Consider the following 26726-nt stretch of genomic DNA (forward strand, 5'->3'; position numbering starts at 1 on the left):
CCGCCGCGCTCATTTTTGCAAGAGCCTCAGGTTTTTTAAGTATTCAGCTCGTCGGAAGACGAGGGGCGGTTTTAATGAAGTTTGTTGACGAAGTATCGATTCGAGTCAAAGCCGGTGACGGCGGTAACGGTTGCATGAGCTTCCGTCGCGAAAAATTCATCGAAAACGGTGGCCCTAACGGCGGCGACGGTGGTGACGGCGGTTCGGTGTACATGGTTGCCGACGAAAACCTCAACACCCTGGTCGACTACCGCTACACCCGTCACCATGAGGCCCAGCGGGGCGCCAACGGTGGCAGCACCGACTGCACCGGCAAGAAGGGTGAAGACCTGTTCCTGCGGGTGCCGGTCGGCACCACGGTGATCGACGCCACCACCCAGGAAGTGATCGGTGACCTGATCACCCCTGGCCAGAAGCTGATGGTCGCCCAAGGCGGCTGGCACGGCCTGGGCAACACCCGCTTCAAGTCGAGCACCAACCGTGCGCCGCGTCAGACCACCCCGGGCAAGCCAGGTGACCAGCGCGACCTGAAAATGGAAATGAAGGTCCTGGCCGACGTCGGCCTGCTCGGCCTGCCAAACGCTGGCAAGAGCACCTTCATCCGTTCGGTGTCGGCTGCCAAGCCGAAAGTCGCCGACTACCCGTTCACCACCTTGGTGCCGAACCTGGGCGTGGTCAGCGTCGACCGCTGGAAGAGCTTCGTCATTGCCGACATCCCCGGCCTGATCGAAGGCGCATCCGACGGTGCCGGCCTGGGTATCCGCTTCCTCAAGCACCTGGCGCGCACCCGCGTGCTGCTGCACCTGGTCGACATGGCGCCGCTGGACGAAAGCAGCCCGGCCGATGCCGCAGAAGTGATCGTCAACGAGCTGACCCGCTTCAGCCCATCGCTGGCCGAGCGTGAGCGCTGGCTGGTGCTGAACAAGTCTGACATGGTCATGGACGACGAGCGCGACGAGCGGGTCAAGGAAGTGGTCGAGCGCTTGCAGTGGGAAGGCCCGGTCTACGTGATCTCGGCCATCTCCAAGCAGGGCACCGACAAGCTCAGCCACGACCTGATGCGCTACCTCGAAGACCGCGCCGACCGCCTGGCCAACGACCCGGTCTTCGCCGCCGAGCTGGCCGACCTCGACCAGCGCATCGAAGACGAAGCCCGCGCCCAGCTGCAGGCTCTGGACGACGCCCGTACCCTGCGTCGCACAGGCGTCAAGAGCGTCCACGACATCGGCGACGATGACGGTTGGGACGATGATTTCGAGGACGACGAAGACGGCCCGGAAATCATTTACGTGCGCGACTGACCGGTTGCAGTACACTAAACGCCGCTCTCTGGAGCGGCGTTTTTGTATCCACTGTATCTACAGATTCGACATAGGTTGGAAGAAGATGCGAAGCAAGGTGACGGGCGCCAAGCGCTGGGTCGTGAAGATTGGCAGTGCGCTGCTGACCGCCGATGGCAAAGGCCTGGATCGCGGCGCAATGGCCGTTTGGGTCGAGCAGATGGTCGCGCTGCGTGAGGCAGGCGTGGAGTTGGTGCTGGTCTCTTCGGGGGCAGTGGCAGCGGGCATGAGCCAGCTGGGCTGGACCTCGCGACCGAGCGCGATGAACGAGCTGCAGGCCGCCGCTTCGATCGGCCAGATGCGCCTGGTGCAGGCCTGGGAGTCGAGCTTCGGCGAGCACGGCAAGCACACCGCGCAGATCCTCCTGACCCATGACGACCTGTCCGACCGCAAACGTTACCTGAACGCGCGCAGCACCCTGCGCACGTTGGTCGACCTCGGCGTGGTGCCGGTGATCAACGAAAACGACACCGTGGTCACCGACGAGATCCGCTTCGGCGACAACGACACGTTGGCCGCGCTGGTGGCCAACCTGGTGGAAGCCGACCTGCTGGTGATTCTCACCGACCGCGACGGCATGTTCGACGCCGACCCGCGCAACAACCCCGAAGCCCAGCTGATCTATGAAGCCCGTGCCGACGACCCGGCGCTCGACGCCGTGGCCGGTGGCACCGGTGGCGCGCTGGGCCGTGGCGGTATGCAGACCAAGCTGCGCGCCGCACGCCTGGCGGCACGTTCCGGTGCGCATACCATCATCATCGGTGGCCGCATCGAGCGCGTGCTTGATCGCCTCAAGGGGGGTGAGCGCCTGGGCACCTTGCTGTCGCCTGAACGCGGCATGCTCGCTGCGCGCAAGCAGTGGCTGGCCGGGCACCTGCAAACCCGTGGCACGCTGGTGCTCGACGCCGGCGCCGTGCAGGCACTGCGCCAGGCCAACAAGAGCCTGTTGCCGGTTGGCGTGAAGACCGTGCAGGGCAGTTTCCGCCGTGGCGAGATGGTGGTGTGCGTCGGCCCGGACGGCCTTGAAGTGGCCCGCGGCCTGGCCAACTACAGCGCCCTCGAAGCGCAGAAAATCATCGGCCAGTCGTCCGATGCCATCGAGGCCCTGCTCGGTTACAGCGCCGAGCCGGAGCTGGTGCACCGCGACAACCTGGTGCTGGTATGAATAGGTTCAAGCGGGTGATTGCCGTGGCGGCATTGGCACTGCCGATGCTGGCCGCAGCGGAAGAGGTTGGCCAGGTGTCGACCGTGTTCAAGTTCCTCGGGCCGAACGACCGCATTGTGGTCGAGGCTTTTGATGACCCCAAGGTCGAGGGTGTGACGTGCTACCTGTCGCGCGCCAAGACGGGCGGTATGAAGGGCGGCCTGGGCCTGGCTGAGGACCGTGCCGAGGCGTCGATTGCCTGCCGTCAGGTGGGGCCGATCAACTTCAAGGGTGAGCTCAAAGACGGCGAAGAAGTGTTCAAGGAACGCACCTCGCTGGTGTTCAAGACCATGCAGGTGGTGCGCTTCCTCGACAAGAAGCGCAATACCTTGGTGTACCTGGTGTATAGCGACCGCATGATCGAAGGCAGCCCGCAGAATGCGGTGACGGCGATTCCGATCTTGCCTTGGGCTCATTGATAGGCCGGTGAAAGTTGGGAGGCCTTTGGCCTCCTTTCGCGGGGCAAGCCCGCTCCCACAGACTCAGCGCAGTCATCACAGGCGGCGGGGTAGTTGTGGGAGCGGGCTTGCCCCGCGATTGGGCCGCAAAGCGGCCCCTATCGAAGAGTAATCAGGCCAGTGCTTCGGCCTGATCCTCACGCACGTCGGCCTTCACCTCATCCAGCCGGCTGATGAACTTCCAGTCCGCCTCATCAATGTAGATGCCATTTGGCCCGCTACCGCCTTCCAGGTCGATCGCCACCTTGGCCGACACCTGCGGCTTCACACTCGCCAGAATCGGCACAAAGCCCAGTTGCAGGCTGGTTTCCAGCAAGGCCGCCTGGTTGCGTTCGTCGATGTCTGCCGCCTCGTCGAGGTAGTACGGCAGGCGAATGCGCCCGGCCAGGTCACGGTCCATCAGGTGCAGCAACAAGTACATGTTGGTCAGCGCCTTGATGGTCATGGTGGTGCCGTTGGACGCGGCGCCGTCGATGTCGGCGTGGATCACCGGCTGGCCATTGACCTTGGTGATCTCGAAGGCCAGTTCGAACAGGTCCTTGAGGCCCAGCTGGTTGTGGTTGGCCGCCACCAGCCGTGCCAGGTACTCCTTGGCCTCTTCGTTCTTGTGGTCCTGGTCGGAGTTCTGCGTCAGGTCGAACACCGACAGGGTTTCGCCTTCCTCGTACTGGCCGGCGCTGTGGATGATCTGGTCGATGTGCTTGAGCGCTTCCTTGTTCGGTGCCAGCACCACGCGGAAGCTCTGCAGGTTGGACACCTGGCGTTTGTTGATCTCGCGGTTGAACAGCGCCAGTTGGTGCTCGAGGCTGTCGTAGTCGCTACGGATGTTGCGCAGGGTCCGGGCGATGTCGGTGACTGCGGCGCGGCGCGCCTTGGCCAAGGTCAGGGCCTCATCGGTGCGGTGCGCGTAGGCGTTGACCAGCAGTTGCAGGCGGCGCTCCATGTCGTCTTCGCTGTCGAACTTGGCCACGCCCTTGAGGCGCACCTGGGCGTACAGCGCCTCGATCTGGTTGTCCACCCGCTGCAAGCCCTGCCAGCTGTCCTGGTAGTCGTTGAGCATCGGCAGCAGGTTGTCCATCGAGTCGTCGACCGCTTCCATGAACGGCGTGCCGTAAGGCAGGTCGGCTGGCAGCAGCTGGCGGCGGCGCAGGGCGTCTTCAAGGGTGCGCTGCTTGGACTCCAGGTCGCCGAGCTGGCGGCCGACCAGTTGCAGCTTGGCCGACAGTTGCTGGACGCGCTCGGTGAAGGCATCGCTGGAGCGTTTGAGCTCGTCCTGGGCCGCTTCCAGTTGTGACAAGTGCTCCAGTTTCTCGGGTTCTTCGGCCGCCAGCGTTTCGCTGCGACGGAAGTCTTCCAGCGCCTTCTGCGCATCCAGTACGGCCTGGTACAAGGTTTCCGTCTGCGCCTTGGAGGCGGAGCGGTCGGCGGCCACGGCCTGCTGGGTCTTGAGCTGCTTGAGCTCGCGCTCCAGGCGGTCCTTCTGGTCGCGCAGGGCGGCGCGGTCGGCCAGCGCCTGCAGGGCCGGTGGGTCGATGTGCGAGATATCGATGGAAAGGCCCGGAGCCTCGAAGCGCTCGCCTTTGAAGCCATCGAGCACCGCTTCCAGCGACTTCACCCACAGGTCGCTGTCGTCCAGTTCGATGCCGCGCTCGCCCAGCGGCAGGCTGAACAGCGCGCCGTTGAACAGGCGCATCAGGCGGTCGACGTCCTGCTGCGAGAACTCCTCGCGCAGGCGGGCATAGCTGTTGTTGTCGGCGTGTTCGAGCTGCTGCTTGACCTGCTTGACGCGTTTTTCCAGGTCGCGTACGCGCTCGTCCAGGTCTTCGGCAGAGAACTGCCGCGACTGGGCCAGGGCGCCCGCCAGTTCGTCGTGGGCATCCTTGGCGGCCAGCAACTGCTGCTCCAGGACCTTGACGTCATCGACCAGGGCGAAGCGGCGCTTGAGCACCGACAGCTCGCCGAGCCAGCGCTGGATGCCGGTGATCTCGCGCTCCAGCCGCATCAGTTCTTGGGTGCCTCCGCGTTGGTCGTTCTGCAGCCGGTCCTGTTCGCCACGGTAGTGCTCGGACTGGATGACCAGCTCTTCCTTGCGCGCCATGGCGTATTCCTGCCAGGTGCCCAGCAGGTTGTCGAGCAGGGGCGAGAGGCGGTGCAGCTTGCCGCGCAGAATGTCGCGCTGGGCAACGCCACCGGCGAGGGCTTCGACCAGCGGGCCGGCGGCGACCAGGGCGTTGTAGTCCTGCTCCATGCGGCGCACGTCGCGGAAGGCTTCTTCGCAGGCCGCGATGTAGTCGACGCTGCCCGAGCGCAGGCTGTGCTCGAAGGCGTCGAGGAACAGCTGCTTGAGCTTGGCTGCGGTGATCTCGCGCATGTGCAGCAGGTTGATGAACAACGCGCGGAAGGTTTTCAGGCTTTGCTCGCTGGTCGAGCGCAGCGGGATCATGGTCAGGTCCAGCGGCACCGAGGTGTGGCCGCCGACCAGCAGCCGACGCAGCTCGTCGGGCTTGAGCTCGTAGGCCTTCAGGCCCAGGCGCTCGAGGTTGGTGAACAGCTCTTTCTGACGCAGGCAGGTGTCGTTCTTCTGGTAATGGGCCAGGTCCAGTTCGCCCTTGTAGGCGAAGAACTGGTGGCCGAAACCGCCGCCCGGGCCGCGGCCGACCACGCCGATCACGTGCGGGCCGTGGGGCAGGTTCAGTTCGCAGAGGATGTACGAGGTGTCGCTGGCGAAGTAGAAGCGACGCGACTGCTCCAGGCTGTACTTGCCGAAGCTCATGTCGGACATGCGCGCCAGGATCGGGAACTGCAGGGCGTTGATCGAGGCCGATTTACCCAGGTTGTTGGCGCCGTACACCGACAGCGGGTGCTCCAGCGGGAACAGGCCAAGGCTGTAGCCGGCGGTGTTGAGCAAAGCAAAGCGGCGGATGCCGTAGCGTTCCTGGCTCATGCGTCAATCTCCTGTTGCTCTTCGCGGATGGCCCGGGCCAGGGCGTCCTCTTCGCTCTCGTCGCCTTCGAATGGCGACAGGTCGAGCGGGTCGTCGGTGCGGTTGAGTTGCTCCGGGCTTTCTTCCTCGGCCAGTACCGGGGTCGGCAAAGGCAGGTCGCTGTGCAGGGTGGCGGCCAGGTCGCGGTCCTGCTGCACCGACAGGCAGACGTCGAGGAAGCGGTGCATCGGCGGCAGGAAGCGGTAGATACCGCCTTCCTCGAAGGCGAAGCCGAGCTGGGTCATGCGCCGCAGGATTTTTTCTTCCAGCTCTTCGACGGTTTGCACTTCGGCCTGCAGGAACAGGTCGCGGTACTTTTCCAGCAGCGATGGCAGTTCGTCGCGGCCAATGCTGCCGCCGTCGAGCACGGCCATTGGGTCGCGGCCCTGGTCGGCCAGGTGCTCGACCAGGATGAAGGTGAACAGCGACAGGCGCTGGGCGGTCTTGTTGACCTGCGCGGCGGCAAGCTCGGGCACGAAGTAATAGAAACCACGGGTGTCGCACACCAGTTCGAAGCCCAGGGCCTTGAACAGGGTGCGGTACTGGTCCTGGAAGTTCGACAGCTGAGCGTACAGCTCGGGGTCACGGCGGCTGACGTGGAAACCTTTGAACAGCTCGCGGAAGATCGGTGCGAGCTGGGACAGTTCGGAAAGATCAAGATGCATTGGCTGGGCTCGCGTTGGATTCGGCAGTCGTTCTGGCGACGTCTTCACGGCTGGACGTCAGGGCGAACGAGCGCAGGCTGACCAGGTGTTCGTGGGTGGTGTAGTCGCGGCGTTCGAGGCGCTCGCGCTGGAAGCGCTTCTCGCGCGACAGGCGCGAGAACCAGTACAGCAGTTCGTCGGTGGCGCCGTCGGGCTCCTGCTCCAGCAGCCAGACCATCAGGTCGGGCAGCGGCAGGGCCTGCTCGCAGCGTTGGAGCATTTCCTTGACCGTACGTGGCGCGCGCGGCAATGGGTCTTTGTCGGTCTTGTGCGCCTTGGGGAAGCGCGCAGGCTTGGGCTCGAAACGGGCCAAAGCGTAGACATAGGCCTCGACCTGGCTGGCGCTGCCGAGGAAGGTGCTCTGCGGCCGGGTGAACATCGGCATGGCCGCTTGCGGCACGGCATCGATGCCCTTGCGGCGGATCACCGACAGCGCCAGGGCGGCGCCACGGGTCACGGCGTTGTGCCGGCGCGCTTCTTCGCGCAGTGGCAGCAGCAGTTCCCGGGCGTGGCGCAGGGTCAGCTGGGCGCTGGTCTGCATTTCCAGGATGCGCGCGTGGGTACGCAGCAGCATGTCGTCGTCGACCAGGTGGCCCAGGCGCGCCTGCTCGCCCAGCAGGCGCAGCAGCACGGTTTCGACCTTGCGCACGCCCTGTTCGAAGGCGCCGTCGGCGTTGACCAGCTGGATCATCGGCTCGACGTACTCGTCCCAGGTTGCGAGGACTTCAGCGTAGCGCTGGCGCAGCGGGATCTGGCGGTTGCTGGTCTTGGCCCGCTCGGCCACGGCCACCAGGGCCTGCTCGTCGTTGTCGAGCTTCTTCAGCACATCGCGCACGCGCATGTCGAGCAGGCGCAACTGGCGCGCCAGGTCGTCGCTGTCGCGGTTGTCGAAAGCATCCTGGATGTGCCCGGCAAGGCGTTCCAGGTGGCGCAGGTAGGCTTCGATCTCCAGGCACAGGCCCAAGCGGTGTTCGCGGCGTAGGTAGGCGAGGAAGTCGTGGATCTGGGCGTTGAGCTCGAAGCGGTTCGGGCTCTTGGCCACCGGCACCAGGATATCCAGGCGGATCCACACGTCGAGCAGCTGGGTGATGTCCTGCGGGGTACTCTCGACCTGCTGGCGGGCCACATGCTGACGCAGTTCGACCAGGCTCAGGGTGCCCTGGTCGAAACGTTCGCACAGCGGCTCGATCAGGGCCCAGTGTTCGGCTAGGGCGCGCAGGACGCGCTTGGGTTCGATCATGGCTTCGACTCGTTGCCAAGAAAAAGGGGGCGATTGTACTGCATACGGGGGGGAGGATTTCACCCCTTGGTCTGTAATGAGAAATGGCCTTTGTTTATTTGTGTGTATGGCGGGAGGGCTTTGGCGCCTGGGAGACCGAGCGCCGCCCGGGCGGCGCTTGGTCTCCCAGGCGCTGCAAAAACCCCGCCGTACGCGTTACAATGCCCGATTGATATAACCCCCCGGATACCCGCCTCGTGCTGACCGAACCCCGTCGCCGCGCCTACCTTTCCGCCATGCAAGTGGTGCACTGGCTGCCGCGCGCCGAACTGCCGTTCGCCGCACCGTCGCGCCCGGAACTGTTGTTGCCGGTGGCGCCGGTCGAAGACCTTGACTTCGACGTCAAGCCAGCGCCCGCCGCCAACGAAGCCCCTGCCGCCCCCCAGGCGCGCAGCGGCGAACGCCCGAAAATCGAGATTCCGCGCCCAGGCAGCAGCCCCAAGCCTGCCGCCAAGCCCGTCGAAGCCGAAGAGCCAGCCCCCGCACCGCGCCCGGTGCCGGTGCCGCCACCGCGCTTCTCGTTGCAACTGCTGCGCGCCGGCAGCTGCCTGCTGCTGGTGGAACTGGCCACCGGCCAGCCGTTCCAGAGCCGCGACCCGTCCTACTTGTTGCTCAAGGACATGCTGCGCGCCGCCGGCCTGCCCGATGCCCCACAGATCATCGGTGAGCCGGTGCGCTGGCCGCTGCTGGTGCGCGGCAACATGGACCAAGGCCCGGACGCTGCACGCGATTTCGTCCAGGGGTTCATCCAGGCCCGCCTGGAAGAGGCACCCTGTACCTGCTTGTGGTTGATCGGCCTGCCCGCGCTGCGCTTTGCCGGCAATACCGACGCGCACACCTACTACCAAACACTGAAGCTTGAGGGCCTGGGCGATGCCTGGGCCTTGCCGGGCCTTGAACTGTTGATGGACGAGCCGCAGCGCAAGGCGGACGTCTGGCAAGCCATGCGCCAGCTGATGGCGCGCTGGAAGAGCGTTGAATGAGTGACTCGATCAGTTTCCGCCCGATGACCGAGGCGGATCTGGATGCCGTGCTTAAGATCGAATATGCCGCGTTCAGCCATCCCTGGACCCGCGGAATCTTTCAGGATGCGCTCAAGTCCTACGAAGTGTGGCTGATGTTCGACGGCCAGCAGCAGGTCGGCCATGGCGTGATCAATGTGATCATCGACGAGGCGCACCTGCTCAACATTACCGTCAAACCCGAGAACCAAGGGTTCGGCCTGGGCCTGCGTCTGCTTGAGCACCTGATGGCGCGGGCCTACCAGCTCAATGGCCGCGAATGCTTCCTGGAAGTGCGCGCCAGCAACCAGTCGGCCTATCGGTTGTACGAGCGCTACGGGTTCAACGAAATCGGCCGCCGCCGTGACTACTACCCGATGGCCGGCGGCCGTGAAGATGCCCTGGTGATGGCCTGCACCCTGTTCGAGGAGTGACCCCTCGAGTGCAGGCCTTGTCACACAGGTACAACCTGATGAGGCAAGACCATGCACGACCTGCAGGAACTGATCGACAACAATGCACGCTGGGCCGATGCCATCACCCAGCGTGACCCCGATTTCTTCGCCAAACTGGCCCGTCAGCAAACCCCCGAGTTCCTCTGGATCGGTTGCTCCGACGCCCGCGTGCCGGCCAATGAAATCGTCGGCATGCTGCCTGGCGACCTGTTCGTCCACCGCAATGTCGCCAACGTGGTGCTGCACACCGACCTGAACTGCCTGTCGGTGATCCAGTACGCCGTCGAAGTGCTCAAGGTCAAACACATCCTGGTCACCGGCCACTACGGTTGCGGCGGCGTGCGCGCTGCCATGCAGGACCGCCAGCTCGGCCTGATCGACGGCTGGCTGCGTTCGATCCGCGACCTGTACTACGAAAAACGCGGCGAACTGGCCAAGCTGGAAACCGAAGAGGCGCAGGTCGATCGCCTGTGCGAGCTGAACGTCATCCAGCAGGTCGCCAACGTGGCCCACACCAGCATCGTGCAGAACGCCTGGCATCGCGGGCAGGAGCTGTCGGTGCATGGTTGCATCTATGGCATCAAGGACGGGCGTTGGAAGAGCCTGGACACCACCATCAGCGGCTTTGCCCAACTGCCACCGCAGTATCGGTTGCGGGCGTTGGAGTAGGCGGTGTGTTGCCCTGCGTTTCTGCTTACATAACTTGAAACAGGGTGTTCGATCTCGTTGAGCAGGGGAGTGGGGATGACAGGCGCGAAGTGGCTGCTGATGGCAATGGGCATGTGGGTGGTTAGTGTCGCGCACGCCGATGACCGTGACCTGTGGATGTTCGCCCAATGGGCCGGCGATCATCAAACACGCCCCTTCCGCGAAATGCTGGTGGATGCCCGGCTGTACGGGGTGGTGCCGATCCATCAACTGCTTCGCTCGGCCTCTGACTGGAAGCTGTGCCGGGCATCCCCCTTCGCCGTGCCACCTGCCAGCCAATGGCCCGCAGTGCGCTCGACGCTGTCATTGCTCAACACCCTCGACGACCAGGGCATCCTGCGCCAGTTCGAAGTGGTCTCGGCCTACCGCGACCCCAGCCTCAACCGATGTGCGGGCGGTGCCGTGGGTAGCGCCCATACCCGCGCATTCGCCGTCGATATCCTGTTGCCGGCCTGGGCCGACCCCAACCCACTGTGCAGTTTCTGGCAACAACACGGCCATGCCTGGAACATGGGCCTGGGCCGTTATCCGTCAGGTCGCATCCACATCGACACCGCCGGCTATCGCACCTGGGGTGGTGATGGCAGTGCGGGCTCGTCGTTTTGCACCAGGCCCAGGTGAACCAGGCACGCCTCGCATTCATCGATAACCCACTCGGCAAAACGCTGGCGCTTGCCGCCATCGTCCAGCGGCTGCGGGCTGAGCAGGTGATAGGCAGAGCCGTCGCGCAAGAAGCCGAAGGGGGCCTGCAGTTGGTCGCTGTCGAGCTCGTCGCGCACCATCAGCGCTGAGCCCATGGCCAGGCCCAGGCCTGCACTGGCGGCCTGGATCGACAGGTAGAAATGCTCATAGTCGCTGCGCTCGGTGTGCCTGGCCCGTTGCGTGCTCAGGCGCAGCCAGGTGGGCCAGGCGCTGGGCCGCGTGCGGCTGTGCAGCAGGCGTTGACCATCCAGGCTGGTGACGGCGCCGGGGCGGCACACTGGGCCGATCCATTCGTCGCAGATCTTGCGGTGATGGAGTTGGCGGTCCCAATGGAAGTCATCGCGGCGCAGCGCCAGGTCGACGCCGCTGCGCGTAAAGTCCACTGGCCCACCGGCGGCTACCAGATGCAGCTGCAGGTCGGGGTGGGCGGCGTTGAAGTGGGGCAGGCGCGGGATCAGCCAGCGCATGGCGATGGTGGGCTCGCAGGAGAGTACCAGCACATTGTCGCTGGCCTGCTGTTGCAGGCGCTGCACGGCGCCTTCGAGCTGTTCGAACATGGCCTGGGTGGTGCCCTGCAGGGCGCGGCCGGCGGCAGTGAGGAAAATGGCCCGGTTGCGGCGCTCGAACAATTCGACGCCAAGGCTTGCTTCGAGCAGGCGTACCTGACGGCTGACCGCGCCATGGGTGACGTGCAGGCGCTCGGCGGCGCGCACGAAGCTTTCGGTTTCGGCGGCGATGTCGAAGTAGCGGAAAGCGTTGAGGGGCGGCAGTTTCATGCTGTGCTGGTCTGTGAGAAAAACTAGCGGATAACCGCCACTATAAATCGATTTTTCCCAGTTAATAAGCCCAGGATAATCGGCGCGTCTGTGCATTTCCATCGCCTATCGAGACCCGCCAATGACCGAACTCATCGCCGTAGCCCTGTTCACCGTCCTCGCCGTCATCAGCCCTGGCGCCGACTTCGCCATGGTCACCCGCAGCAGTTATGCACAGGGGCGCAAGGCCGGGCTGGCGGCTGCGGTGGGGATTGCATTGGGCGTACAGGTGCATGTGCTGTACACCGTACTGGGCATTGCGGTGATCATCAGCCAGAGCCCGACGCTGTTCCTGTGCATGAAGGTGGTGGGCGCGGGTTACCTGGTCTACCTGGGCTACAAATCGCTGACCAACACCGCGCGCATCAGCCTGGACGGTATCGACCGGCACACTGGCGCCAGCCTTGCGGCCGCGCTGCGCACCGGCTTTCTCACCAATGCCTTGAACCCCAAGACCATGCTCTTCGTCATCAGCGCCTACACACAAGTGGTGCAGCCGGGCAGCCCGTTGGCACTGGACTTCGCCTACGGCGCGTTCATGTCTTTTGCTCACTGGCTGTGGTTCAGTCTGGTGGCCGTGTTTTTCTCCAGCACGGCGTTGCGCAAGGCGATGATCGAGCGACAGCGGCTGGTGGACCGGGTGATCGGGCTGGCATTGATCGGCCTGGGCTTGGCGGTGGCAGTCACAGGTGTGCGTTGATGTGACGATTGCAAGTTGGGGTGCTGGCCATATAGGCCGCGCCCAAACAGCTCAGGCTGTGCTTTTTCGCAGGCAAAGAAAAAGGGCTTACCTTTCGGTAAGCCCTTTATCATGTTTGGTGGCTACACAGGGACTTGAACCCCGGACCCCAGCATTATGAATGCTATGCTCTAACCAACTGAGCTATGTAGCCAATGGCGCGCATTATTCCCTTGTGATGCCCCTCTGTCAACACTCATTTCAAAAAAAATTTGCACGCTTTCAAAAACTTAGCCGCCAGGGCAGGCCTCAGCGCACGATCAGCCAGTGGCCGAGCACGCCCTGCAGCTGCAATTGCTGGGTGCTGGCCAGTGCGGCAAGGCTTTCGGCAGGGCGGTCGAGGCTGAAGTCGCCGCTCACGCGTCGATGGGCGGCCTGCTCGTCGAGCATCCACAGGCGTTGCCCCTGGTACCCCGCCAGGCGCTCCAACACCTGCCCCAGCGGCATGTCGGTGGCTCGCAGGCGGCCGTTGCGCCAACTGTCGGCGGTCTTCATGTCGGCTTTTTGTACAGGGTCGATCCGTGTGGCATCGAATGTCACCCGTTCGCCGGCAGAGACCAGGCGCTGTTCGCCACCCTGGACCACCATCGCCTTGCCACTGAGCACCACCAGTTCGTTGTGGTCGGCAAAGCGGGCAATTTGCAGGCGGGTACCGAATACCTGGATGCGCGCATCGCCCACGTCCACTTCCATGGCGCGGCCATCGAGCAGTACTTCGAGGTAGACCTGGCCTTGTACCAAGTGCAACTGGCGGGTACGCCCGCGCAGGTCGACGTTCATCGCGCTGGCGCTGTCCAGGTGCACGGTCGAGCCGTCGGCCAGGCGCAGGCTGCGGCGTTCGCCAACGTCGGTGTGCATTTCGCTGCCCAAGCGTTGCATCAGCGGCCAGTACAGGTAGGCCAAGGCGCCCAGCACCAGTAGAAACACCAGCGCCAGCCATTTGCCCAGGTGGCTGCGGCGCGCCGTTAGCTGCCGGGGTTGCAGGCGAGCCGGTGCGGGTTGCAGCTGTTGCCAGAAGGTTTCCAGCTCAGCGTAAGCCTGGGCGTTTTGCGGCTTCTGGCACCAGGCGGCGAACACCTGGCGTTCGCCTTCGTCACACCCGGGCTGACGCAAACGGGAGAACCACTCCAGGGCTTCCTGCTGCGGGTCGGGCTGGAATTGTTTGGCGGGCATCGGGCTCATGGGATCGGTCTGCTCACGATAGGGGCCGTTTCGCCCAACGATGACAGGGGAATGAGTCGAGGATGCTAAATATATTGAGAACCATTTACAAGTACGTCTCGACGGAGGGATAAAAAAGGTAGCTATGTATCTATTTGTTTCCTGATAATCGGATCCCAAATCTGCGGACGGAGATTCAGGCACATGGCCACCAGTAGCACCTCCACGGCTTCCACCAGCGCAGCGGCGAACCCTGCCAACCCCCTGGTGATGCGCATCATCGGTTTCTGCGCCCTGGCGCACCTGATCAATGACCTGATCCAGTCGGTGCTGCCGGCCATCTACCCGATGCTCAAAGCCAACTACGACCTGAGCTTCGCCCAGATCGGCATGATCACCCTGACCTTCCAGATCACTGCCTCGCTGCTGCAGCCTTGGGTGGGCTTCTTTACCGACCGTCGGCCTGCGCCGAACCTGCTGCCGCTGGGCACCTTGTGCACACTGGTGGGCATCGTCATGCTGGCCTTTGTCGGCAGTTTCCCGATGATCCTGCTGGCCTCGGCGCTGGTCGGCATCGGCTCGTCCACCTTCCACCCAGAGACTTCGCGCATTGCACGGTTGGCCTCGGGTGGGCGCTTTGGCCTGGCCCAGTCGACCTTCCAGGTGGGCGGTAACACCGGCTCGGCGCTGGGGCCGCTGTTGGCGGCGGCCATCGTCATCCCGTTCGGGCAGACGCACGTCGCCTGGTTCGGCCTGGCGGGGCTGTTCTTCTTCGCCGTGACCCTGATGCTGCGGGGCTGGTACAAGGAGCACCTGAACCAGGCCAAGGCGCGCAAGGCCGTGCAGGCCACCCATGGCATCTCGCGCAAGCGGGTGATCGCGGCGCTGATCGTGCTGGGCCTGCTGGTATTCTCGAAGTACTTCTACATGGCCAGCTTCACCAGCTACTTCACCTTCTACCTGATCGAGAAGTTCGACGTTTCGGTGGCCAGCTCGCAATTGCACCTGTTCCTGTTCCTGGGCGCGGTGGCGGCGGGTACGTTCTTTGGCGGGCCGATCGGTGACCGTATCGGGCGCAAGGCGGTGATCTGGTTCTCCATCCTGGGGGTCACCCCCTTCACCCTCGCGCTGCCGTATGCCGACCTGTTCTGGACCACGGTGCTGAGCGTGGTGATCGGCTTCATCCTGGCATCGGCGTTTTCCGCCATTGTGGTGTATGCACAGGAACTGGTGCCGGGCAGCGTGGGCATGATTGCCGGGATCTTCTTCGGTTTGATGTTCGGCTTCGGTGGGATTGGCGCCGCGCTGCTTGGCTATGTCGCGGACCTGCGCGGTATCGAGTATGTGTATGGGGTGTGCTCGTTCCTGCCGTTGTTCGGGTTGTTGGCGGTGTTTTTGCCTAGTACGCGTAAGCGCTGAGGCGTTTGGGGGCTGCTGCGCAGCCCATCGCGACGCAAGGCCGCTCCTACAGGGATTGCGAGCGGCCCTTGGATTGACGATTCCACCTGGCTTGGCCTAGAGTGCCGCCTCTTTTCTCCAACCTGCGTAGTCAAAGCAATGCGCCGTAACCCGTCCCTGCCAAATGCTCGCCAGCCTGCACTGCAGGCACTGCGTCGTGCGTGGCCGAGTGACACGGTGCTCAAGCGTCGGCGCAGCGTGCTGTTTGCCTTCACCTTCTCGCCACACCTTGCCCTGAACTGATCTGCGCTTTTGCGTCGTCCGCCGCCCTGGCGTGCGCGCTCGTGTTTGCTCGTCTTTTCGGTTTGCAAGGAGTGGTAAATGAACATGCGTTTGCTGGCGGGCCTGTTGTTCGCCGTGTCGGTGGTGGGCTTCAGCCTGGGGGCCAGCCTGCCGTTGGTGTCGTTGCGCCTGCATGAGGCCGGCGCAGGCACCCTGGAAATCGGCATCATCTCAGCCATCCCCGCAGCGGGGATGATGCTCTCGGCGTTCATGGTCGACGCCTGCTGCCGCTTGCTGACCCGGCGGACGATCTACCTGCTGTGCTTCAGCCTGTGCACCGTCAGCATCGCCTTGCTGGAGTCGGCCTTCGACTCGATCTGGCTGCTGGCGCTGCTGCGTCTGGGCCTGGGCATCGGCATGGGGGTTGCCATCATTCTGGGCGAGTCCTGGGTCAACGAGCTGTGCCCCGAGCACAATCGCGGCAAGATCATGGCCCTGTACGCCACCAGCTTTACCGGTTTCCAGGTACTCGGCCCGGCGATGCTGGCCGTGCTGGGGGCCAACAGCCCATGGATCACCGGCGTGGTCACCGCCTGCTATGGCCTGGCCCTGCTGTGCATCGTGCTGACGGTGCCCAACGACTATGTGGAGCATGAAGAAGGCGAAAAGAGCTTTGGCCTGGCCGGCTTCTTCCGCGTGGCGCCAGCCTTGTGCGTGGCGGTGCTGTTCTTCTCCTTCTTCGATGCCGTGGTGCTGTCGCTGCTGCCGGTATATGCCACCAGCCATGGCTTTGCCGTAGGCGTGGCGGCGCTGATGGTGACGGTGGTGTTTGCCGGCGACATGCTGTTCCAGCTGCCATTGGGCTGGTTGGCCGACCGGGTCGAGCGCACCGGCCTGCACCTGGTGTGCGGCCTGGTGGCGATGCTGATCGGCATCGGCCTGCCGTGGTTGCTGCAGATGACCTGGTTGCTGTGGCCACTGCTGGTGGTGCTGGGCGCTGTAGCGGGGGGCATCTACACCTTGGCACTGGTGCTGATCGGGCAGCGCTTCAAAGGGCAGGACCTGGTCACGGCCAATGCCAGTGTCGGCCTGCTATGGGGATTGGGTAGCCTGGTCGGGCCGCTGGTCAGCGGCGCGGCGATGGATGTGGCGCCGCACGGGTTGCCGATGGCGCTGGCGCTGATGGCGGGGCTGTTTGTCTGCTTTGCCCGGCAGTCGTACCGGCGGGCAGGGCGGTTGCGCGCAGTGGCGGACTGATCACAGGTTTTTTCAGGCGGCGCCGATGCTCACCCAGTAACGCGTGCGGTAGTCGACCCGCACCGGCAGGCTGCGGGCTAGCAGTTGCAGAATCTGCTCGGTGTCGGCCAGTTGGTAAGTGCCGGAGACCTTGAGGTTTGCCACGTCGTCAGCACAGCGCAGCAGGCCCGGGCGGTAGCGCGAGAGTTCGGCGGTAAATTCCCCCAGCGGCATCTGTTGCACGCTGAGCACGCCGTCGGTCCAGCCCCAAGGGTCGCTGTGCAGGCTGACGGCCTGCAAGTTGCCGTTGGCCTGCACTTGCAGCGTTTCGCCGGCATGCACCAACCGTGCGTGGGCAGAGGCGGGGAACAACGTCACCTCGCCACCGCGTACTGCCAGCAGCAAGCCCTTGTCGTTTTCGCGTAGCAGCAGTTGCCCGTCGCGGGTGCCCAGGGTGCCAACGCGGGTATCGATGCGGAAAGGGCGGTTGTCGTTGGCGTTGCTGTCCAGGCTCACCTCGCCCCGTAGCAGCTCAAGCTGACGTTGTTCGGCGCTGTAGCGCAGGCCGATGGCGCTGTCGGTGTTGAGCTGGATGCGGCTGCCATCGCTGCCGTGCAATTGCCGGCGTTCGCCCGTGGCGGTGCTGCTGTCGGCCAGTAGCTGCGGCAGGCCCAACGGTTCGCGCGCGGCCCAGCCCAGGCTGCCGCCGGCGGCCAGCAGCGCCAGCAGTTTGAGGTGGTCACGGCGGCTGCTGCGCTGGCGTTGGCTGGCGTCGAGGGTGCTGCGGCTCAGGGCCTTGGGCAGCCCGGCCAATTCGTCGCTGAGGTTGCTGACGCGCTGCCAGGCCTTGGGGTTGTGCGGATGGCTGGCCAGCCATTGCTGGAATTGCCGCTCGGTGCGCGGGCTGGGGTTGTCGAAGCGCAGCTTCACCAGCCAGTCGATGGCCTGGTCGACCTGGGCCTGTGCGGGCGCGCCGTCAGAGGTCGACATAACGCAACCGGTAGCAGACACCCAGGGCCTTGGCCAGGTCGCGCTCGATCGTCGCGCGGGACACGTCGAGCTGCACGGCGATCTGCGTGATGCTCAGCCCGTCGATCTGGGCCAGCAGAAAGGCCTGACGTGTACGCGGCTTCAGCGTGTGCAGGGCGCGGTCGAGGCGCTCCAGGGTATCGAGAATGACCAGCCGGTGTTCTTCGCTGGGCACCTCGGCTTCGGGCAGCAGGGCCAGGCTTTCGTGGTAGGCCCGCTCCAGGGCGCGGCGGCGGAATTGGTCGATCATCAGGCCGCGGGCGATGGCGCTCAGGTAGGCGCGGGGTTCCTTTAGCGGCGAAGCCTGGCGGGCGCGCAACAGCCGCACGAAGGTATCCTGGGCGAGGTCGGCGGCATGCTCGTGGCAGCCGACCCGGCTGCGCAGCCAGCCGCTGAGCCAGGCGTGGTGGGACTGATAGAGCAGAGCAACCTCGGTCGGCTTGAGCGTGTCGGTGGTCTGCATCGTAGCGAAGGCCTGATCCGGTGAACGTGCGTGATTGTGAATAGTTCTCAATTCTATGCGCGGAGCGCGGCGCGGATCAATGGTATGCCAGGAATTAGCCTCGCAAGATCCGGCGTTTCACCGATGAACGGTTGGGCTAAGCTGGGCCTGTCATCGACCTGTTGGAGGCGCAATGATTCTGGCTGACCTTTCGCCCGAAGCTTACCGCGAGGCCAGCCGACACCTGGCCGCATCGGACCCGGACTGGGCACGGCACATTGCCGCGATCGGGCCGTGCCTGCACCAGGCAACGCCCGGGCGCGAGCCTTATGAGGCGCTGGTACGGGCAATTGCCTACCAGCAGTTGCATGCCCGCGCCGCCGAGTCGATTCTGGGAAGGCTGTTGGCGCTGTTCCCCGAGGGCAGTTTTCCCGCCCCGGAGCAATTGCTGGCCGTGACACCTGAAGCGATGCGCGCATGCGGCTTCTCGGCGAGCAAGACGGCCACCGTGCAGGGTATTGCCCAAGCTCGGCTCGAGGGTTTGGTGCCCAGCCGCCAGGAGGCGCTGGCCATGGCTGACGAGGTGTTGATCGAACGCCTTGTGGCCCTGCGTGGGGTAGGGCGCTGGACGGTGGAGATGTTGCTGATTTACAGCCTTGAGCGCTCGGACATTCTGCCGGTCGACGACTTCGCGGTACGCGAGGGGTATCGTCGACTGAAGGGGCTGGAGAAAGCACCGACGCCGGCGCAGATGCGCTCGCTGGGCGGTGGCTGGTGCCCGTACCGGACCGTGGCAGCCTGGTACCTGTGGCGGGCCTGATGTTTTTGCATTGGCGGTACAGGCGAGACAGACAAGAGGTAACCCGCGATGAAACCCTACACCACCCCCGAGCAGCGCTGGCAAGCCGTGCAGGCCCGTGACAGCGCCGCCGCCGGCCACTTCGTCTATGCCGTACGCACCACGGGTATCTACTGCCGACCAGGGTGCAAGTCGCGCATGGCCAAGCGCGAGAACATCGCGTTCTACAACGATACCGCCGCCGCCGAAACCGCCGGCTACCGCGCCTGCAAGCGTTGCGCGGGTGACAGCGGTGCCAGTGCAACCCGGCGCAGCGAGCTGGTGACGCGTGCCTGCCGCCTGATCGAGGGCGCTGCCAGCGGGCCAAACTTGGACCAGCTCAGCGCGCAGCTCGCGGTCAGCCCCTTTCACCTGCACCGCCTGTTCAAGGCCGAAACCGGCCTCACCCCCAAGGCCTATGCCTCTGCGTTTCGCGCCCGACGCCTGCGTGAGCACCTGGAGCAGGATCAGCGCTCGGTGACCGATGCCATCTACGACGCTGGCTACAACTCCAACAGCCGGTTCTACGAAAGTGCCGGGCAGCGCCTGGGCATGCGGCCCAAGGCCTACCGTGCCGGCGGGGCAGGGGCGACCATTCGCTTTGCGCTGGGCCAGTGTTCGCTGGGGGCGATCCTCGTTGCCCAGAGCGAGAAGGGTATCTGCGCGATTCTGCTGGGCGATGACCCCGAGCTCCTGTTGCAGGCCTTGCAGGACCAGTTCCCCAACGCTCGGCTGATCGGCGGTGATATCCAATACGAGCGGGTGGTCGCCGAGGTGGTGGGCTTTGTGGAAGCCCCCGCGCTGGGCCTTGCGCTGCCGTTGGATATCCAAGGCACGGCATTTCAGGAGCGGGTCTGGCAGGCCTTGCGTGAGGTACCTGCCGGCTGTCGGGTCAGCTACACCGACATCGCCGAGCGTATCGGCGCACCCAGGGCGGTCCGCGCCGTGGCCATGGCCTGCGCGGCCAACCGCATTGCCGTGGCCATTCCTTGCCATCGGGTGGTACGTCGCGACGGCGACATCAGCGGCTATCGCTGGGGGGTGGAGCGCAAGCAGCAACTGCTCAAGCGAGAAACGGCACTCTCCTGATCGCGTGAAGCCGCGTAGAATCCCCCGCCAAATCGAAATGCATAGAGGATTGTTCGATGAGGCGTCTCAGCCTTGCCCGTTATTGCCTAGGCGTATTGGCCCTGATGCTGGCGTTGGCCACTCCGGCCTGGTCCGCTCCGGCCCCGCCAGCCGCCAGCCTGGCGGCTGCCGAGTTGCCGGTGCTCGACGAGAACGCGAGCCTTGAACAGTTGAGTGATCGACTCGACCTGATCCGCCAGGGCGTGACCAGCAGCGCCAATGACGATGTGCTTTCGCAACTGCGCCAGGCTGCCATACAGGTTCAGCGGCAGGCCGATGCCCTTGGTGCGCTGCGTACTGCCGATGTGCAAGGCCTGGACGACAAGCTCAAGGTGCTGGGCCCGAAGCAGCCGGATGAGCCTGCCAGCATCACCCTTCAGCGCAAGGACCTCGAAGCGCAGAAAAAGACCGTGCTGGCCGAGCAGGAGCAGGCCACCAAGCTGACCCAGTCGGCCCGGGACCTGTCCACGCAGATCGTCAACCTGCGCCGCAGCCAGTTCAACTCGCAGGTCACCAGCCGCGCCACCAGCCCGCTGACCCCCGCGTTCTGGCAGTCGCTGATCCGCCCCACCGATGAAGACGTGGCACGCTTGCGCGACCTGCGTGGCGAGGCGGCCGATGCCGTGGCCAGCGCGTTCAGTGCCGAACATCGCTGGTTTTTCCTCAGCAGCCTGGTGGCGGCCATCCTGGTGTGGACGCTGGTTCGTCGGCTGCTTGAGCGCTTGCTGGCAGATGCGATGATCCGCTGGCTACCCGAAGGCCGCCTGCGCCGCAGCGCCTTGGCCCTGAGCGTCAGCCTGGCGACGCTGGGCACCATCGCCGGTTCCGTGTCGCTGCTGCGCTGGGGCCTGGAAAGCAGCGCCGAGCTGGGCACGGATATCGCCAGCCTGGCTAACCACATCCTTACTCTGGTGGTGTTCAGCGCCTTCATTTCAGGCCTGGGCCGCGCCATGTTGATGCTGCAGCGCCCGTCCTGGCGCCTGCCACCGATCCACGATGAGGTGGCCAGCGCCCTGGGCTGGTTCCCTAAACTGCTGGCCCTGGCGTTGATGGTGCTGCTGACCCAGGAGCGCATCAACAGTGTGATCGGTACCAGCCTGGCGCTGACCGTGGCGACCAACGGCCTGACTGCGCTGGTGGTGGCGGTAATTTTCTCGGTGGCCTTGCTGCGCTACCGCCGCACCTTGCGCAAGCATGAGCTGGAACGCCCGACTGGCCTGGCGGGGTTGATCCCCTTCGTCATCGTGGTATGGGTGGGGCTGATCGTACTGGCCCTGTTGGCCGGTTTCCTGACCCTGGCGTACTTTCTTACGGCAAAGTTGCTGTGGATCAGCGTGGTGGCGACCTGTGCCTACCTGCTGACCACCTTCCTCGGTGACCTGTGCGAAACCCTGCTGTCGCCCCGCCAACCGGGCGGCCTGGCCCTGGCATCGACATTGGGCCTGGCTCCACGCCATCAGGCCCAGGCCAGCACCATTTTGGCTGGCATCGGCCGTACCGTGCTGCTGTTCCTGGCGGTACTGCTGGCCTTCACGCCTTCGGGCACCAGCCCCGGTGAGTTGCTGCTCAGCCTGGGGGATTGGGATGGCACCGGTGGCAAGATGCTCGGCAACTTGAACATCGTGCCGCAAGATATCCTGCTGGCCGTGGCGATGTTCTTCGGCGGCATGTTCGGCATCCGTGTGCTCAAGCGCTGGTTGAGCGAGCGCCTGCTGCCGGAAACCGACATGGACGCCGGCATGCGTGCCTCGCTGGTGACCCTGGTGGGGTACCTGGGCTTCCTGTTCCTGGCCATGCTGGTGATGTCGACCCTGCGTATCAACCTGACCAGCCTGACCTGGGTAGTGAGTGCGTTGTCGGTGGGTATCGGTTTTGGTCTGCAGCAGATCGTGCAGAACTTCATCTCGGGTCTGATCCTGCTTACCGAGCGCCCGGTAAAGGTGGGCGACTGGGTCAGCCTGGCCGGTGTCGAGGGTGACATCCGCCGCATCAACGTGCGCGCCACCGAGATACAGATGTCTGACCGCTCGACGGTGATCGTGCCCAACTCGCAGTTCATTTCGCAGAACGTGCGCAACGTGACCATGGGCAATGCCCTTGGGGTGGTCAGCGTGACCCTGACCTTGCCGCTGGAAACCGATGCCAACCGCGTGCGCGACCTGCTGCTGGCGGCGTATCACGAGCACGAAGCGATACTGGATGCACCCGCGAGTTCGGTGTCGTTCAAGGACCTGACGAGCAGTGGCATGGTGATTGCGGTCAGTGGTTACGTGGCCGGGCCGCGGCAGGTGTCCGGCACCCGCAGTGACCTGCTGTTCACCATTCTTGGGCGGTTGCGTGATGAGGGGATCCCCTTGTCTTCGCCGCAGAGCATGGTGTTGCTGCAGGAAGGTTCGCGCCCGGCCGACGAGCCGGCGTGAGTATTGGGGGGCGCCCAGCGCCCCCGCTTCAATGCTGCTTGGCCTGCCTGATCCGCAGCAATATCACCAGCAGCACCAGCAACACCGGCGGCGCCATCGCCATCAGCGCATCCTTCGCCGTCAGCTCCAGCCCCAGCACATTCAACCCGCCATACAGCAGCTTGAACAGGTTCAGCAGGTAATAGGTGATGGCGATGATCGACAGCCCCTCCACCGCCCGCTGGATCTTCACCTGGGCATCGGCCCGGGCATTGAGGCTGTGCAGAATCCCGGCATTCTGTTCTTCCATCTCCACCTGTACCCGCGCCTGCAACAGGTCACCCAGGTTGGCGACGTTCTTCGCCAGCTGCTCCAGCCGTTGCTCGGTCGCCGCGCAGTAGCGCACCGTTGGTTTGAAACGGCGCTCGATGAACACCCCAAGGCGTTGGCAATCGCCCACATGGCTCTCGCGCAATTCGCCCAGGCGCTCGAACACCAGCTGCGCATAAGCTTGCGTGGCGCCGAACCGATGGCGGGTTTTCACGGTGCGGCTGACCACCTGCCGCGACAGGTGGGCGATGGCGTCGAGCAGGCCTTTGGAGTCGCGGCCATCGCCCCCGGCACTGCGTTCGGAAAGGCTCACCAGGGTCTTGTCGAAGGCGTCCAGTTCCTGGCTCAGCGCCTTGGCCGTGGTCAGGGTCAGCGAGGCCATCATGCGGTAGGTCTCGATCTCCAGCAGGCGCCGGATCATGCGGCCCTGGCGGTAGGCATTGAGGCGGCGGTTGATGAACAGGAAGCGGTTGGTGCCGTCGGCGGTCAGGCGAAAGTCGCTCCACACCACCGCATCGCCACCGCCGACGCAGGAGCCGCAGGGGTCCTTGAAGCCGTAATCGGGCAGGTTCAGGTCCTGCTCGTCGCGCACCAGCACTTGCACCGCGTTGATCAATTGCGCCGCCTGGGGCGCGATGGCATCGGCCAGCACTGCAGGCAGCGGTTGCCATTGGGTGTCGGCGGCCGAGCAGGGCACTACCAGGGTCAGGGTGAAGAACTCGGTATGGCGCTCCCACTTGAACGGGTGGCCATCGAGCTGGGTGATGCCTTGCGCAGCGCCGGCATCTGCAGCCTGCGGGCAGCAGCGCTGCAAAAGCGCGTTACAGGCGGCATCGCCGCCCAGCAGGGCGAGGTGGAAGACATGCGCAGGGCCATCGAAATACAGCGACGGGCGGGCGTGCAGCTCGTTGTGCAAGGCGGTGCGTTGAGGGTGCATGGTGGTCCGGCCTGGTGTTGTGATTGTGGGGGTACCAGGGAGTGGGACTTGGCGGGGGGAGGGCAAAGTCACGCGCGGGAGATTTCTATTGGTTGTGCTGGCCTCTTCACCGGCAAGCCAGCTCGCACAGGTTGGCGCGCCATTCGAGCGCTGGCGCTATCCCTGTAGGCGTTGGCTTGCCGTCGAAAGGGCCGCAATGCGGCCCCAGCGATATCAGCCCAGGCACCGCGTCACATGCTTCACCGACAGATACCCCGACAACCCCCAAGGCCCGAGCTCTCGCCCAATGCCGCTGCCCTTGGTGCCGCCCCACGACGTTTCGACAAACACCGCCTGCACCGAGTTGATCCACACATGGCCAACGTCCAGGGCATCGGCCACCCGCTCTGCGCGTTCCAGGTCCGCTGAACAAACGGTGGCGACCAGGCCGAAGCGGCTGTCGTTGGCTTCGGCAATTGCCTGCGCTTCGGTGGCGAAGCGGCGTGCGCACAGCACCGGGCCAAAAATTTCTTCAGTCCACAGGCGGCTGTCTGCCGGCACGTCCACATACAACGTCGGGCTGACAAACCAGCCGTCACGGTCCAGCGCCTTGCCACCGGCCAGGCACTGCAGACCCTCTTCCCGTGCAGTGGCAAAGTAGCTGGCAACCTTCAGCCACTGCGCTTGGCTGGTCAGTGGCCCCATGTCCACTTCTTCGCTCAACGGGTTGCCCACCCGCAGGTTGTCCAGTGCAGCCTGCAAACGCGGCAGCAGTGTATCGGCAATGCCGTCCTGCACCAGCAAGCGCGAGGTGGCCGAGCACATTTGCCCGGCGTTCCAGCTGATGCCGGCGACAATCCATTCCACCGCCTGCTCGACATCGCAATCATCGAACACCACGATCGCCGACTTGCCGCCCAGCTCCAGGGTCACCGGCCGGCACTGCGCCGAAGCGCTGCGCATCACCTGGCTACCGACGCTGTTGCTGCCGGTGAACGACAACTTGTCCAGGCCATTGTGGCCACTCAGCGCGGCGCCGGTTTCGGCCTTGCCGTTGACGATGTTCAGCACACCTGCGGGCAGGCCCAGGGTATCGGCGATCTGGCCGTAAGTCTGCTCGATCAGCGGGGTAACCTCCGAGGGCTTGAGCACCACGGTGCAGCCTGCGGCCAAGGCCGGGGCAAGCTTCCAGGCGCTGGTCACCAGCGGGAAGTTCCACGGCACGATCAGGCCGACCACGCCAACCGGCTCCAGACGGGTGCGGGCAGTAAAGCCAGGCGCGGCCAGAGGTACGTCGCAGTTTTTCTGCGGCAACTGCTCAGCCAGGTCGGCGTAGTAATTGAACGTGGCAATCGCGTCGTCCAGGTCGATTTCGGCCTCGTGGCGCGGCTTGCCGTTGTTGCGCATCTGCAGGGTGATCAACGCTTCACGGCGCTGCCCGAGCTGCTCGGCAAAGCCGCGCAGGTACGCAGCACGCTGGCCGGTGCCGGTCTGCTTCCAGGCGTGCAGGGCCTCGCGGGCGGCAGCCACGGCTTGGTCGACTTGGGCGACGCTGGCGGCCATCAATTCGGCGAAGGGCAGGCCCAGGGCAGGGTCATTGACGCTGATGCAGTCGCTGCCTTGGCCTTCGACCCAGCGGCCGGCGATGTAGTGAGAAGTGGTCATGGGCAGACTCCAGTCAGGCTATTTCGGCAGTGATTAGCGGCGCATGCGGGGTGCGTTTGCAGCGCACCCAGCGCGGGCCATCAGGCCCATACACGCCAGCAGGTTCAGGGAACAGGTTGAGCAGCACGAGGTAAAGTACCCCGGCCAGCCCCAGGGTTACCGGCAGGCTCAGGTCGATGCCGCCGGCCAGGTCGCCCAGCGGGCCGACGAACTGCCCCGGCAGGTTGACGAAGCACAGGCCGACCGCCGCGCTGGGGATCCACGCCCCCATGCCGCGCCAGTTCCAGCCGTGCGTGAACCAGTAATGGCCGCCGCGCTGGCCACGGGTGAACACCTGCAGGTCATCGGCATGGTAGAAGCCGCGGCGGGTGATCAGGCCGAGGATCATGATCACCATCCAGGGGCTGGTGCAGGTGATGATCAGCACGGCGAAGGTCGACACGCTCTGCACCAGGTTGAAGGTGAAGCGGCCAATGAAGATGAAACCGATCGCCAGCACGCCGATCAGCAAGGTGGCGCCGGCACGGCTGAGCAGGCGCGGGAACACGCTGGACATGTCCAGGCCGGTGCCATACAGCGCAGTGGTGCCGGTGGACATGCCGCCGATCACCGCGATCAGGCACACCGGCAGGAAGAACCAGCTAGGCGAGACCGCCAGCAGGCCGCCGACGTAGTTGTTGGCCGCGATGTAGTCCGGCGCCTGGCTGGCGACCAGGGTGGCGGTGCACAGGCCGAACAGGAAGGGGATCAGCGTCGCGGCCTGGGCGGCGATCACGGCCAGCATGATGCGCGGCTTGGGGGTTGCCCGCGGGATGTAGCGCGACCAGTCGCCGAGGAAGGCACCGAACGAGACCGGGTTGCTCATGGCCAGGATCGCCGCGCCGACGAAGGCGGCCCAGAAACCCGCCTGGCCGAGGTTGACGCTGCCGGCGTATCCGGCATCGAACGGACCGGCGAAGGCGACGATGCCTAGCAGAAACAGCAGGCTCGACGCCCACACGGCAATCTTGTTGACCCACAGCATGAAGCGGAAGCCGAAGATGCACACCACCAGTACCAGCACCGCGAACAGGCCATAGGCCAGGCCCAGGGTCAAGTCGGTTTCCGGCAAGCCGGCCAAGCGCTTGGCACCGCCGACCAGGGCATCGCCCGAGCTCCACACCGACAGCGAGAAGAACGCCACGGCGGTGAGCAACGACAGGAACGAGCCGACGATACGCCCGTGCACGCCGAAGTGCGCGCCCGAAGACACCGCGTTGTTGGTGCCGTTGAGCGCACCGAACAGGCCCATGGGGGCGAGGATGATGGCGCCGATGCCGACCCCGAGCAAAATTGCCCAGACCCCGGCCTGGAACGACAGCCCGAACAGCACCGGGAAACTGCCCAGCACGGCAGTGGCAAAGGTATTGGCACCGCCGAAGATCAGGCGGAACAGGTCTAGCGGGGCGGCGTGGCGTTGATCGTCGGGGATCTGTTCGACACCGTTGGTCTCGATACCGGTCGATTGGCTCATG

24 protein-coding genes and 1 tRNA gene are annotated in these 26726 nt (G+C 64.8%); 14 read left to right on the forward strand and 11 right to left on the reverse strand.

From position 1 onward, the window contains the following. Positions 1 to 74 precede the first annotated feature (74 nt). From cgtA to HU770_RS00155, 3 genes are all read left to right on the forward strand, one after another. On the forward strand, positions 75 to 1301 hold the full coding sequence (gene cgtA, locus HU770_RS00145) for an Obg family GTPase CgtA (RefSeq protein WP_033701372.1): 1227 nt from the start codon (positions 75 to 77) through the stop codon (positions 1299 to 1301). Between the two features lie 85 nt (positions 1302 to 1386). Then, positions 1387 to 2505 (forward strand): glutamate 5-kinase, encoded by a 1119-nt coding sequence (gene proB / locus HU770_RS00150; RefSeq protein WP_033701371.1) that lies wholly within the window; start codon positions 1387 to 1389, stop codon positions 2503 to 2505. Further along, positions 2502 to 2963: a CreA family protein gene (locus tag HU770_RS00155; protein ID WP_047582786.1), complete on the forward strand. Its 462-nt coding sequence runs from the start codon at positions 2502 to 2504 to the stop codon at positions 2961 to 2963. The genes proB and HU770_RS00155 overlap by 4 nt, the downstream gene beginning before the upstream one ends. A 151-nt stretch (positions 2964 to 3114) precedes the next feature. Here the strand turns inward: HU770_RS00155 and mksF are convergent, their stop codons facing one another. The 3 genes from mksF to mksB are packed head-to-tail and all read right to left on the reverse strand — an operon-like array spanning position 3115 to position 7929. Continuing rightward, complete coding sequence (mksF, locus tag HU770_RS00160) at positions 3115 to 5946, reverse strand: Mks condensin complex protein MksF (RefSeq protein ID WP_186662857.1); 2832 nt, start codon at positions 5944 to 5946, stop codon at positions 3115 to 3117. Then, positions 5943 to 6650 carry an Mks condensin complex protein MksE gene (mksE, locus tag HU770_RS00165; protein ID WP_033701368.1) on the reverse strand — a complete coding sequence of 236 codons (708 nt, stop codon included), beginning with the start codon at positions 6648 to 6650 and terminating at the stop codon, positions 5943 to 5945. Before mksE ends, mksF begins: the two co-directional genes overlap by 4 nt. Then, positions 6640 to 7929, reverse strand: coding sequence for an Mks condensin complex protein MksB (mksB, locus tag HU770_RS00170; protein ID WP_186662858.1), 1290 nt, complete (start codon positions 7927 to 7929; stop codon positions 6640 to 6642). Before mksB ends, mksE begins: the two co-directional genes overlap by 11 nt. Before the next feature lie 236 nt (positions 7930 to 8165). Between mksB and HU770_RS00175 the strand changes: the two genes are divergently transcribed. From HU770_RS00175 to HU770_RS00190, 4 genes are all read left to right on the forward strand, one after another. Beyond that, entirely contained in the window at positions 8166 to 8951 is a 786-nt protein-coding gene (locus HU770_RS00175) for an energy transducer TonB (protein ID WP_186660309.1), read from the forward strand. Beyond that, on the forward strand, positions 8948 to 9403 hold the full coding sequence (rimI, locus tag HU770_RS00180) for a ribosomal protein S18-alanine N-acetyltransferase (RefSeq protein WP_186660307.1): 456 nt from the start codon (positions 8948 to 8950) through the stop codon (positions 9401 to 9403). Before HU770_RS00175 ends, rimI begins: the two co-directional genes overlap by 4 nt. Before the next feature lie 51 nt (positions 9404 to 9454). After that, a complete protein-coding gene (can, locus tag HU770_RS00185) occupies positions 9455 to 10093 on the forward strand; it encodes a carbonate dehydratase (RefSeq protein WP_033701363.1) in 639 nt (212 codons plus the stop codon). A 75-nt stretch (positions 10094 to 10168) separates the two neighbouring features. After that, positions 10169 to 10753, forward strand: a complete 585-nt coding sequence (locus HU770_RS00190; RefSeq protein ID WP_186662859.1) for a D-Ala-D-Ala carboxypeptidase family metallohydrolase — start codon at positions 10169 to 10171, stop codon at positions 10751 to 10753. Here the strand turns inward: HU770_RS00190 and HU770_RS00195 are convergent. Continuing rightward, positions 10693 to 11610 carry a LysR substrate-binding domain-containing protein gene (locus HU770_RS00195; RefSeq protein ID WP_186662860.1) on the reverse strand — a complete coding sequence of 306 codons (918 nt, stop codon included), beginning with the start codon at positions 11608 to 11610 and terminating at the stop codon, positions 10693 to 10695. The genes HU770_RS00190 and HU770_RS00195 overlap by 61 nt on opposite strands. A 121-nt stretch (positions 11611 to 11731) precedes the next feature. On the opposite strand from HU770_RS00195, the gene HU770_RS00200 reads away from it, so the two are divergent. Beyond that, a complete protein-coding gene (locus tag HU770_RS00200) occupies positions 11732 to 12349 on the forward strand; it encodes a LysE family translocator (RefSeq protein ID WP_033701361.1) in 618 nt (205 codons plus the stop codon). A 116-nt stretch (positions 12350 to 12465) separates the two neighbouring features. Here the strand turns inward: HU770_RS00200 and HU770_RS00205 are convergent. Both HU770_RS00205 and HU770_RS00210 read right to left on the reverse strand, forming a co-directional pair. Then, a tRNA-Met gene (locus HU770_RS00205) sits at positions 12466 to 12542 on the reverse strand. Between the two features lie 95 nt (positions 12543 to 12637). Next, positions 12638 to 13561 carry a FecR domain-containing protein gene (locus HU770_RS00210; RefSeq protein ID WP_186662861.1) on the reverse strand — a complete coding sequence of 308 codons (924 nt, stop codon included), beginning with the start codon at positions 13559 to 13561 and terminating at the stop codon, positions 12638 to 12640. 192 nt (positions 13562 to 13753) lie between these two features. Between HU770_RS00210 and HU770_RS00215 the strand changes: the two genes are divergently transcribed. The 3 genes from HU770_RS00215 to HU770_RS00225 all read left to right on the forward strand — a co-directional run bounded on the left by HU770_RS00215 (position 13754) and on the right by HU770_RS00225 (position 16486). Then, complete coding sequence (locus tag HU770_RS00215) at positions 13754 to 14968, forward strand: MFS transporter (RefSeq protein ID WP_033701358.1); 1215 nt, start codon at positions 13754 to 13756, stop codon at positions 14966 to 14968. A gap of 138 nt (positions 14969 to 15106) precedes the next feature. After that, entirely contained in the window at positions 15107 to 15250 is a 144-nt protein-coding gene (locus HU770_RS00220; protein ID WP_167334465.1) for a hypothetical protein, read from the forward strand. Between the two features lie 78 nt (positions 15251 to 15328). Then, positions 15329 to 16486 (forward strand): MFS transporter, encoded by a 1158-nt coding sequence (locus HU770_RS00225; RefSeq protein WP_186662862.1) that lies wholly within the window; start codon positions 15329 to 15331, stop codon positions 16484 to 16486. A 12-nt stretch (positions 16487 to 16498) separates the two neighbouring features. On the opposite strand, the gene HU770_RS00230 is transcribed toward HU770_RS00225, so the two are convergent. Then, on the reverse strand, positions 16499 to 17455 hold the full coding sequence (locus HU770_RS00230; RefSeq protein WP_186660299.1) for a FecR domain-containing protein: 957 nt from the start codon (positions 17453 to 17455) through the stop codon (positions 16499 to 16501). Next, entirely contained in the window at positions 17442 to 17957 is a 516-nt protein-coding gene (locus HU770_RS00235) for a sigma-70 family RNA polymerase sigma factor (protein WP_186660297.1), read from the reverse strand. Before HU770_RS00235 ends, HU770_RS00230 begins: the two co-directional genes overlap by 14 nt. Before the next feature lie 172 nt (positions 17958 to 18129). On the opposite strand from HU770_RS00235, the gene HU770_RS00240 reads away from it, so the two are divergent. Genes HU770_RS00240 through HU770_RS00250 form a run of 3 tightly spaced genes read left to right on the forward strand, consistent with a single transcriptional unit; the run spans position 18130 to position 22322 of the window. Continuing rightward, positions 18130 to 18756: a DNA-3-methyladenine glycosylase gene (locus tag HU770_RS00240; protein WP_156310551.1), complete on the forward strand. Its 627-nt coding sequence runs from the start codon at positions 18130 to 18132 to the stop codon at positions 18754 to 18756. Positions 18757 to 18804: 48 nt separating this feature from the next. Beyond that, positions 18805 to 19863 carry a bifunctional DNA-binding transcriptional regulator/O6-methylguanine-DNA methyltransferase Ada gene (gene ada / locus HU770_RS00245; RefSeq protein ID WP_186662863.1) on the forward strand — a complete coding sequence of 353 codons (1059 nt, stop codon included), beginning with the start codon at positions 18805 to 18807 and terminating at the stop codon, positions 19861 to 19863. A gap of 56 nt (positions 19864 to 19919) precedes the next feature. Then, the gene (locus tag HU770_RS00250) at positions 19920 to 22322 is read left to right on the forward strand and encodes a DUF3772 domain-containing protein (RefSeq protein ID WP_186662864.1); all 2403 of its coding nucleotides are present in this window, start codon (positions 19920 to 19922) and stop codon (positions 22320 to 22322) included. A 28-nt stretch (positions 22323 to 22350) separates the two neighbouring features. On the opposite strand, the gene HU770_RS00255 is transcribed toward HU770_RS00250, so the two are convergent. The 3 genes from HU770_RS00255 to HU770_RS00265 form a co-directional block, all read right to left on the reverse strand. Next, positions 22351 to 23568, reverse strand: a complete 1218-nt coding sequence (locus tag HU770_RS00255; RefSeq protein WP_186662865.1) for a DUF3422 domain-containing protein — start codon at positions 23566 to 23568, stop codon at positions 22351 to 22353. Positions 23569 to 23781: 213 nt separating this feature from the next. Continuing rightward, positions 23782 to 25212, reverse strand: a complete 1431-nt coding sequence (locus HU770_RS00260) for an aldehyde dehydrogenase family protein (RefSeq protein WP_186662866.1) — start codon at positions 25210 to 25212, stop codon at positions 23782 to 23784. Positions 25213 to 25225: 13 nt separating this feature from the next. Further along, on the reverse strand, positions 25226 to 26725 hold the full coding sequence (locus HU770_RS00265; RefSeq protein ID WP_186660288.1) for a cytosine permease: 1500 nt from the start codon (positions 26723 to 26725) through the stop codon (positions 25226 to 25228). Position 26726 lies beyond the last annotated feature (1 nt).

The sequence above is a fragment of the Pseudomonas sp. SWRI68 genome, from assembly GCF_014269165.1.
GTDB lineage: Bacteria > Pseudomonadota > Gammaproteobacteria > Pseudomonadales > Pseudomonadaceae > Aquipseudomonas > Aquipseudomonas capeferrum.

What these genes read in the sequence shown, in the direction of transcription:
- cgtA (WP_033701372.1), top strand. Translation starts at nt 75, where the DNA reads ATGAAGTTTGTTGACGAAGTATCGATTCGAGTCAAAGCCGGTGACGGC.
- proB (WP_033701371.1), top strand. Translation starts at nt 1,387, where the DNA reads ATGCGAAGCAAGGTGACGGGCGCCAAGCGCTGGGTCGTGAAGATTGGC.
- HU770_RS00155 (WP_047582786.1), top strand. Translation starts at nt 2,502, where the DNA reads ATGAATAGGTTCAAGCGGGTGATTGCCGTGGCGGCATTGGCACTGCCG.
- mksF (WP_186662857.1), bottom strand. Translation starts at nt 5,946, where the DNA reads ATGAGCCAGGAACGCTACGGCATCCGCCGCTTTGCTTTGCTCAACACC.
- mksE (WP_033701368.1), bottom strand. Translation starts at nt 6,650, where the DNA reads ATGCATCTTGATCTTTCCGAACTGTCCCAGCTCGCACCGATCTTCCGC.
- mksB (WP_186662858.1), bottom strand. Translation starts at nt 7,929, where the DNA reads ATGATCGAACCCAAGCGCGTCCTGCGCGCCCTAGCCGAACACTGGGCC.
- rimI (WP_186660307.1), top strand. Translation starts at nt 8,948, where the DNA reads ATGAGTGACTCGATCAGTTTCCGCCCGATGACCGAGGCGGATCTGGAT.
- can (WP_033701363.1), top strand. Translation starts at nt 9,455, where the DNA reads ATGCACGACCTGCAGGAACTGATCGACAACAATGCACGCTGGGCCGAT.
- HU770_RS00190 (WP_186662859.1), top strand. Translation starts at nt 10,169, where the DNA reads ATGACAGGCGCGAAGTGGCTGCTGATGGCAATGGGCATGTGGGTGGTT.
- HU770_RS00195 (WP_186662860.1), bottom strand. Translation starts at nt 11,610, where the DNA reads ATGAAACTGCCGCCCCTCAACGCTTTCCGCTACTTCGACATCGCCGCC.
- HU770_RS00200 (WP_033701361.1), top strand. Translation starts at nt 11,732, where the DNA reads ATGACCGAACTCATCGCCGTAGCCCTGTTCACCGTCCTCGCCGTCATC.
- HU770_RS00210 (WP_186662861.1), bottom strand. Translation starts at nt 13,561, where the DNA reads ATGCCCGCCAAACAATTCCAGCCCGACCCGCAGCAGGAAGCCCTGGAG.
- HU770_RS00215 (WP_033701358.1), top strand. Translation starts at nt 13,754, where the DNA reads ATGGCCACCAGTAGCACCTCCACGGCTTCCACCAGCGCAGCGGCGAAC.
- HU770_RS00220 (WP_167334465.1), top strand. Translation starts at nt 15,107, where the DNA reads ATGCGCCGTAACCCGTCCCTGCCAAATGCTCGCCAGCCTGCACTGCAG.
- HU770_RS00225 (WP_186662862.1), top strand. Translation starts at nt 15,329, where the DNA reads ATGAACATGCGTTTGCTGGCGGGCCTGTTGTTCGCCGTGTCGGTGGTG.
- HU770_RS00230 (WP_186660299.1), bottom strand. Translation starts at nt 17,455, where the DNA reads ATGTCGACCTCTGACGGCGCGCCCGCACAGGCCCAGGTCGACCAGGCC.
- HU770_RS00235 (WP_186660297.1), bottom strand. Translation starts at nt 17,957, where the DNA reads ATGCAGACCACCGACACGCTCAAGCCGACCGAGGTTGCTCTGCTCTAT.
- HU770_RS00240 (WP_156310551.1), top strand. Translation starts at nt 18,130, where the DNA reads ATGATTCTGGCTGACCTTTCGCCCGAAGCTTACCGCGAGGCCAGCCGA.
- ada (WP_186662863.1), top strand. Translation starts at nt 18,805, where the DNA reads ATGAAACCCTACACCACCCCCGAGCAGCGCTGGCAAGCCGTGCAGGCC.
- HU770_RS00250 (WP_186662864.1), top strand. Translation starts at nt 19,920, where the DNA reads ATGAGGCGTCTCAGCCTTGCCCGTTATTGCCTAGGCGTATTGGCCCTG.
- HU770_RS00255 (WP_186662865.1), bottom strand. Translation starts at nt 23,568, where the DNA reads ATGCACCCTCAACGCACCGCCTTGCACAACGAGCTGCACGCCCGCCCG.
- HU770_RS00260 (WP_186662866.1), bottom strand. Translation starts at nt 25,212, where the DNA reads ATGACCACTTCTCACTACATCGCCGGCCGCTGGGTCGAAGGCCAAGGC.
- HU770_RS00265 (WP_186660288.1), bottom strand. Translation starts at nt 26,725, where the DNA reads ATGAGCCAATCGACCGGTATCGAGACCAACGGTGTCGAACAGATCCCC.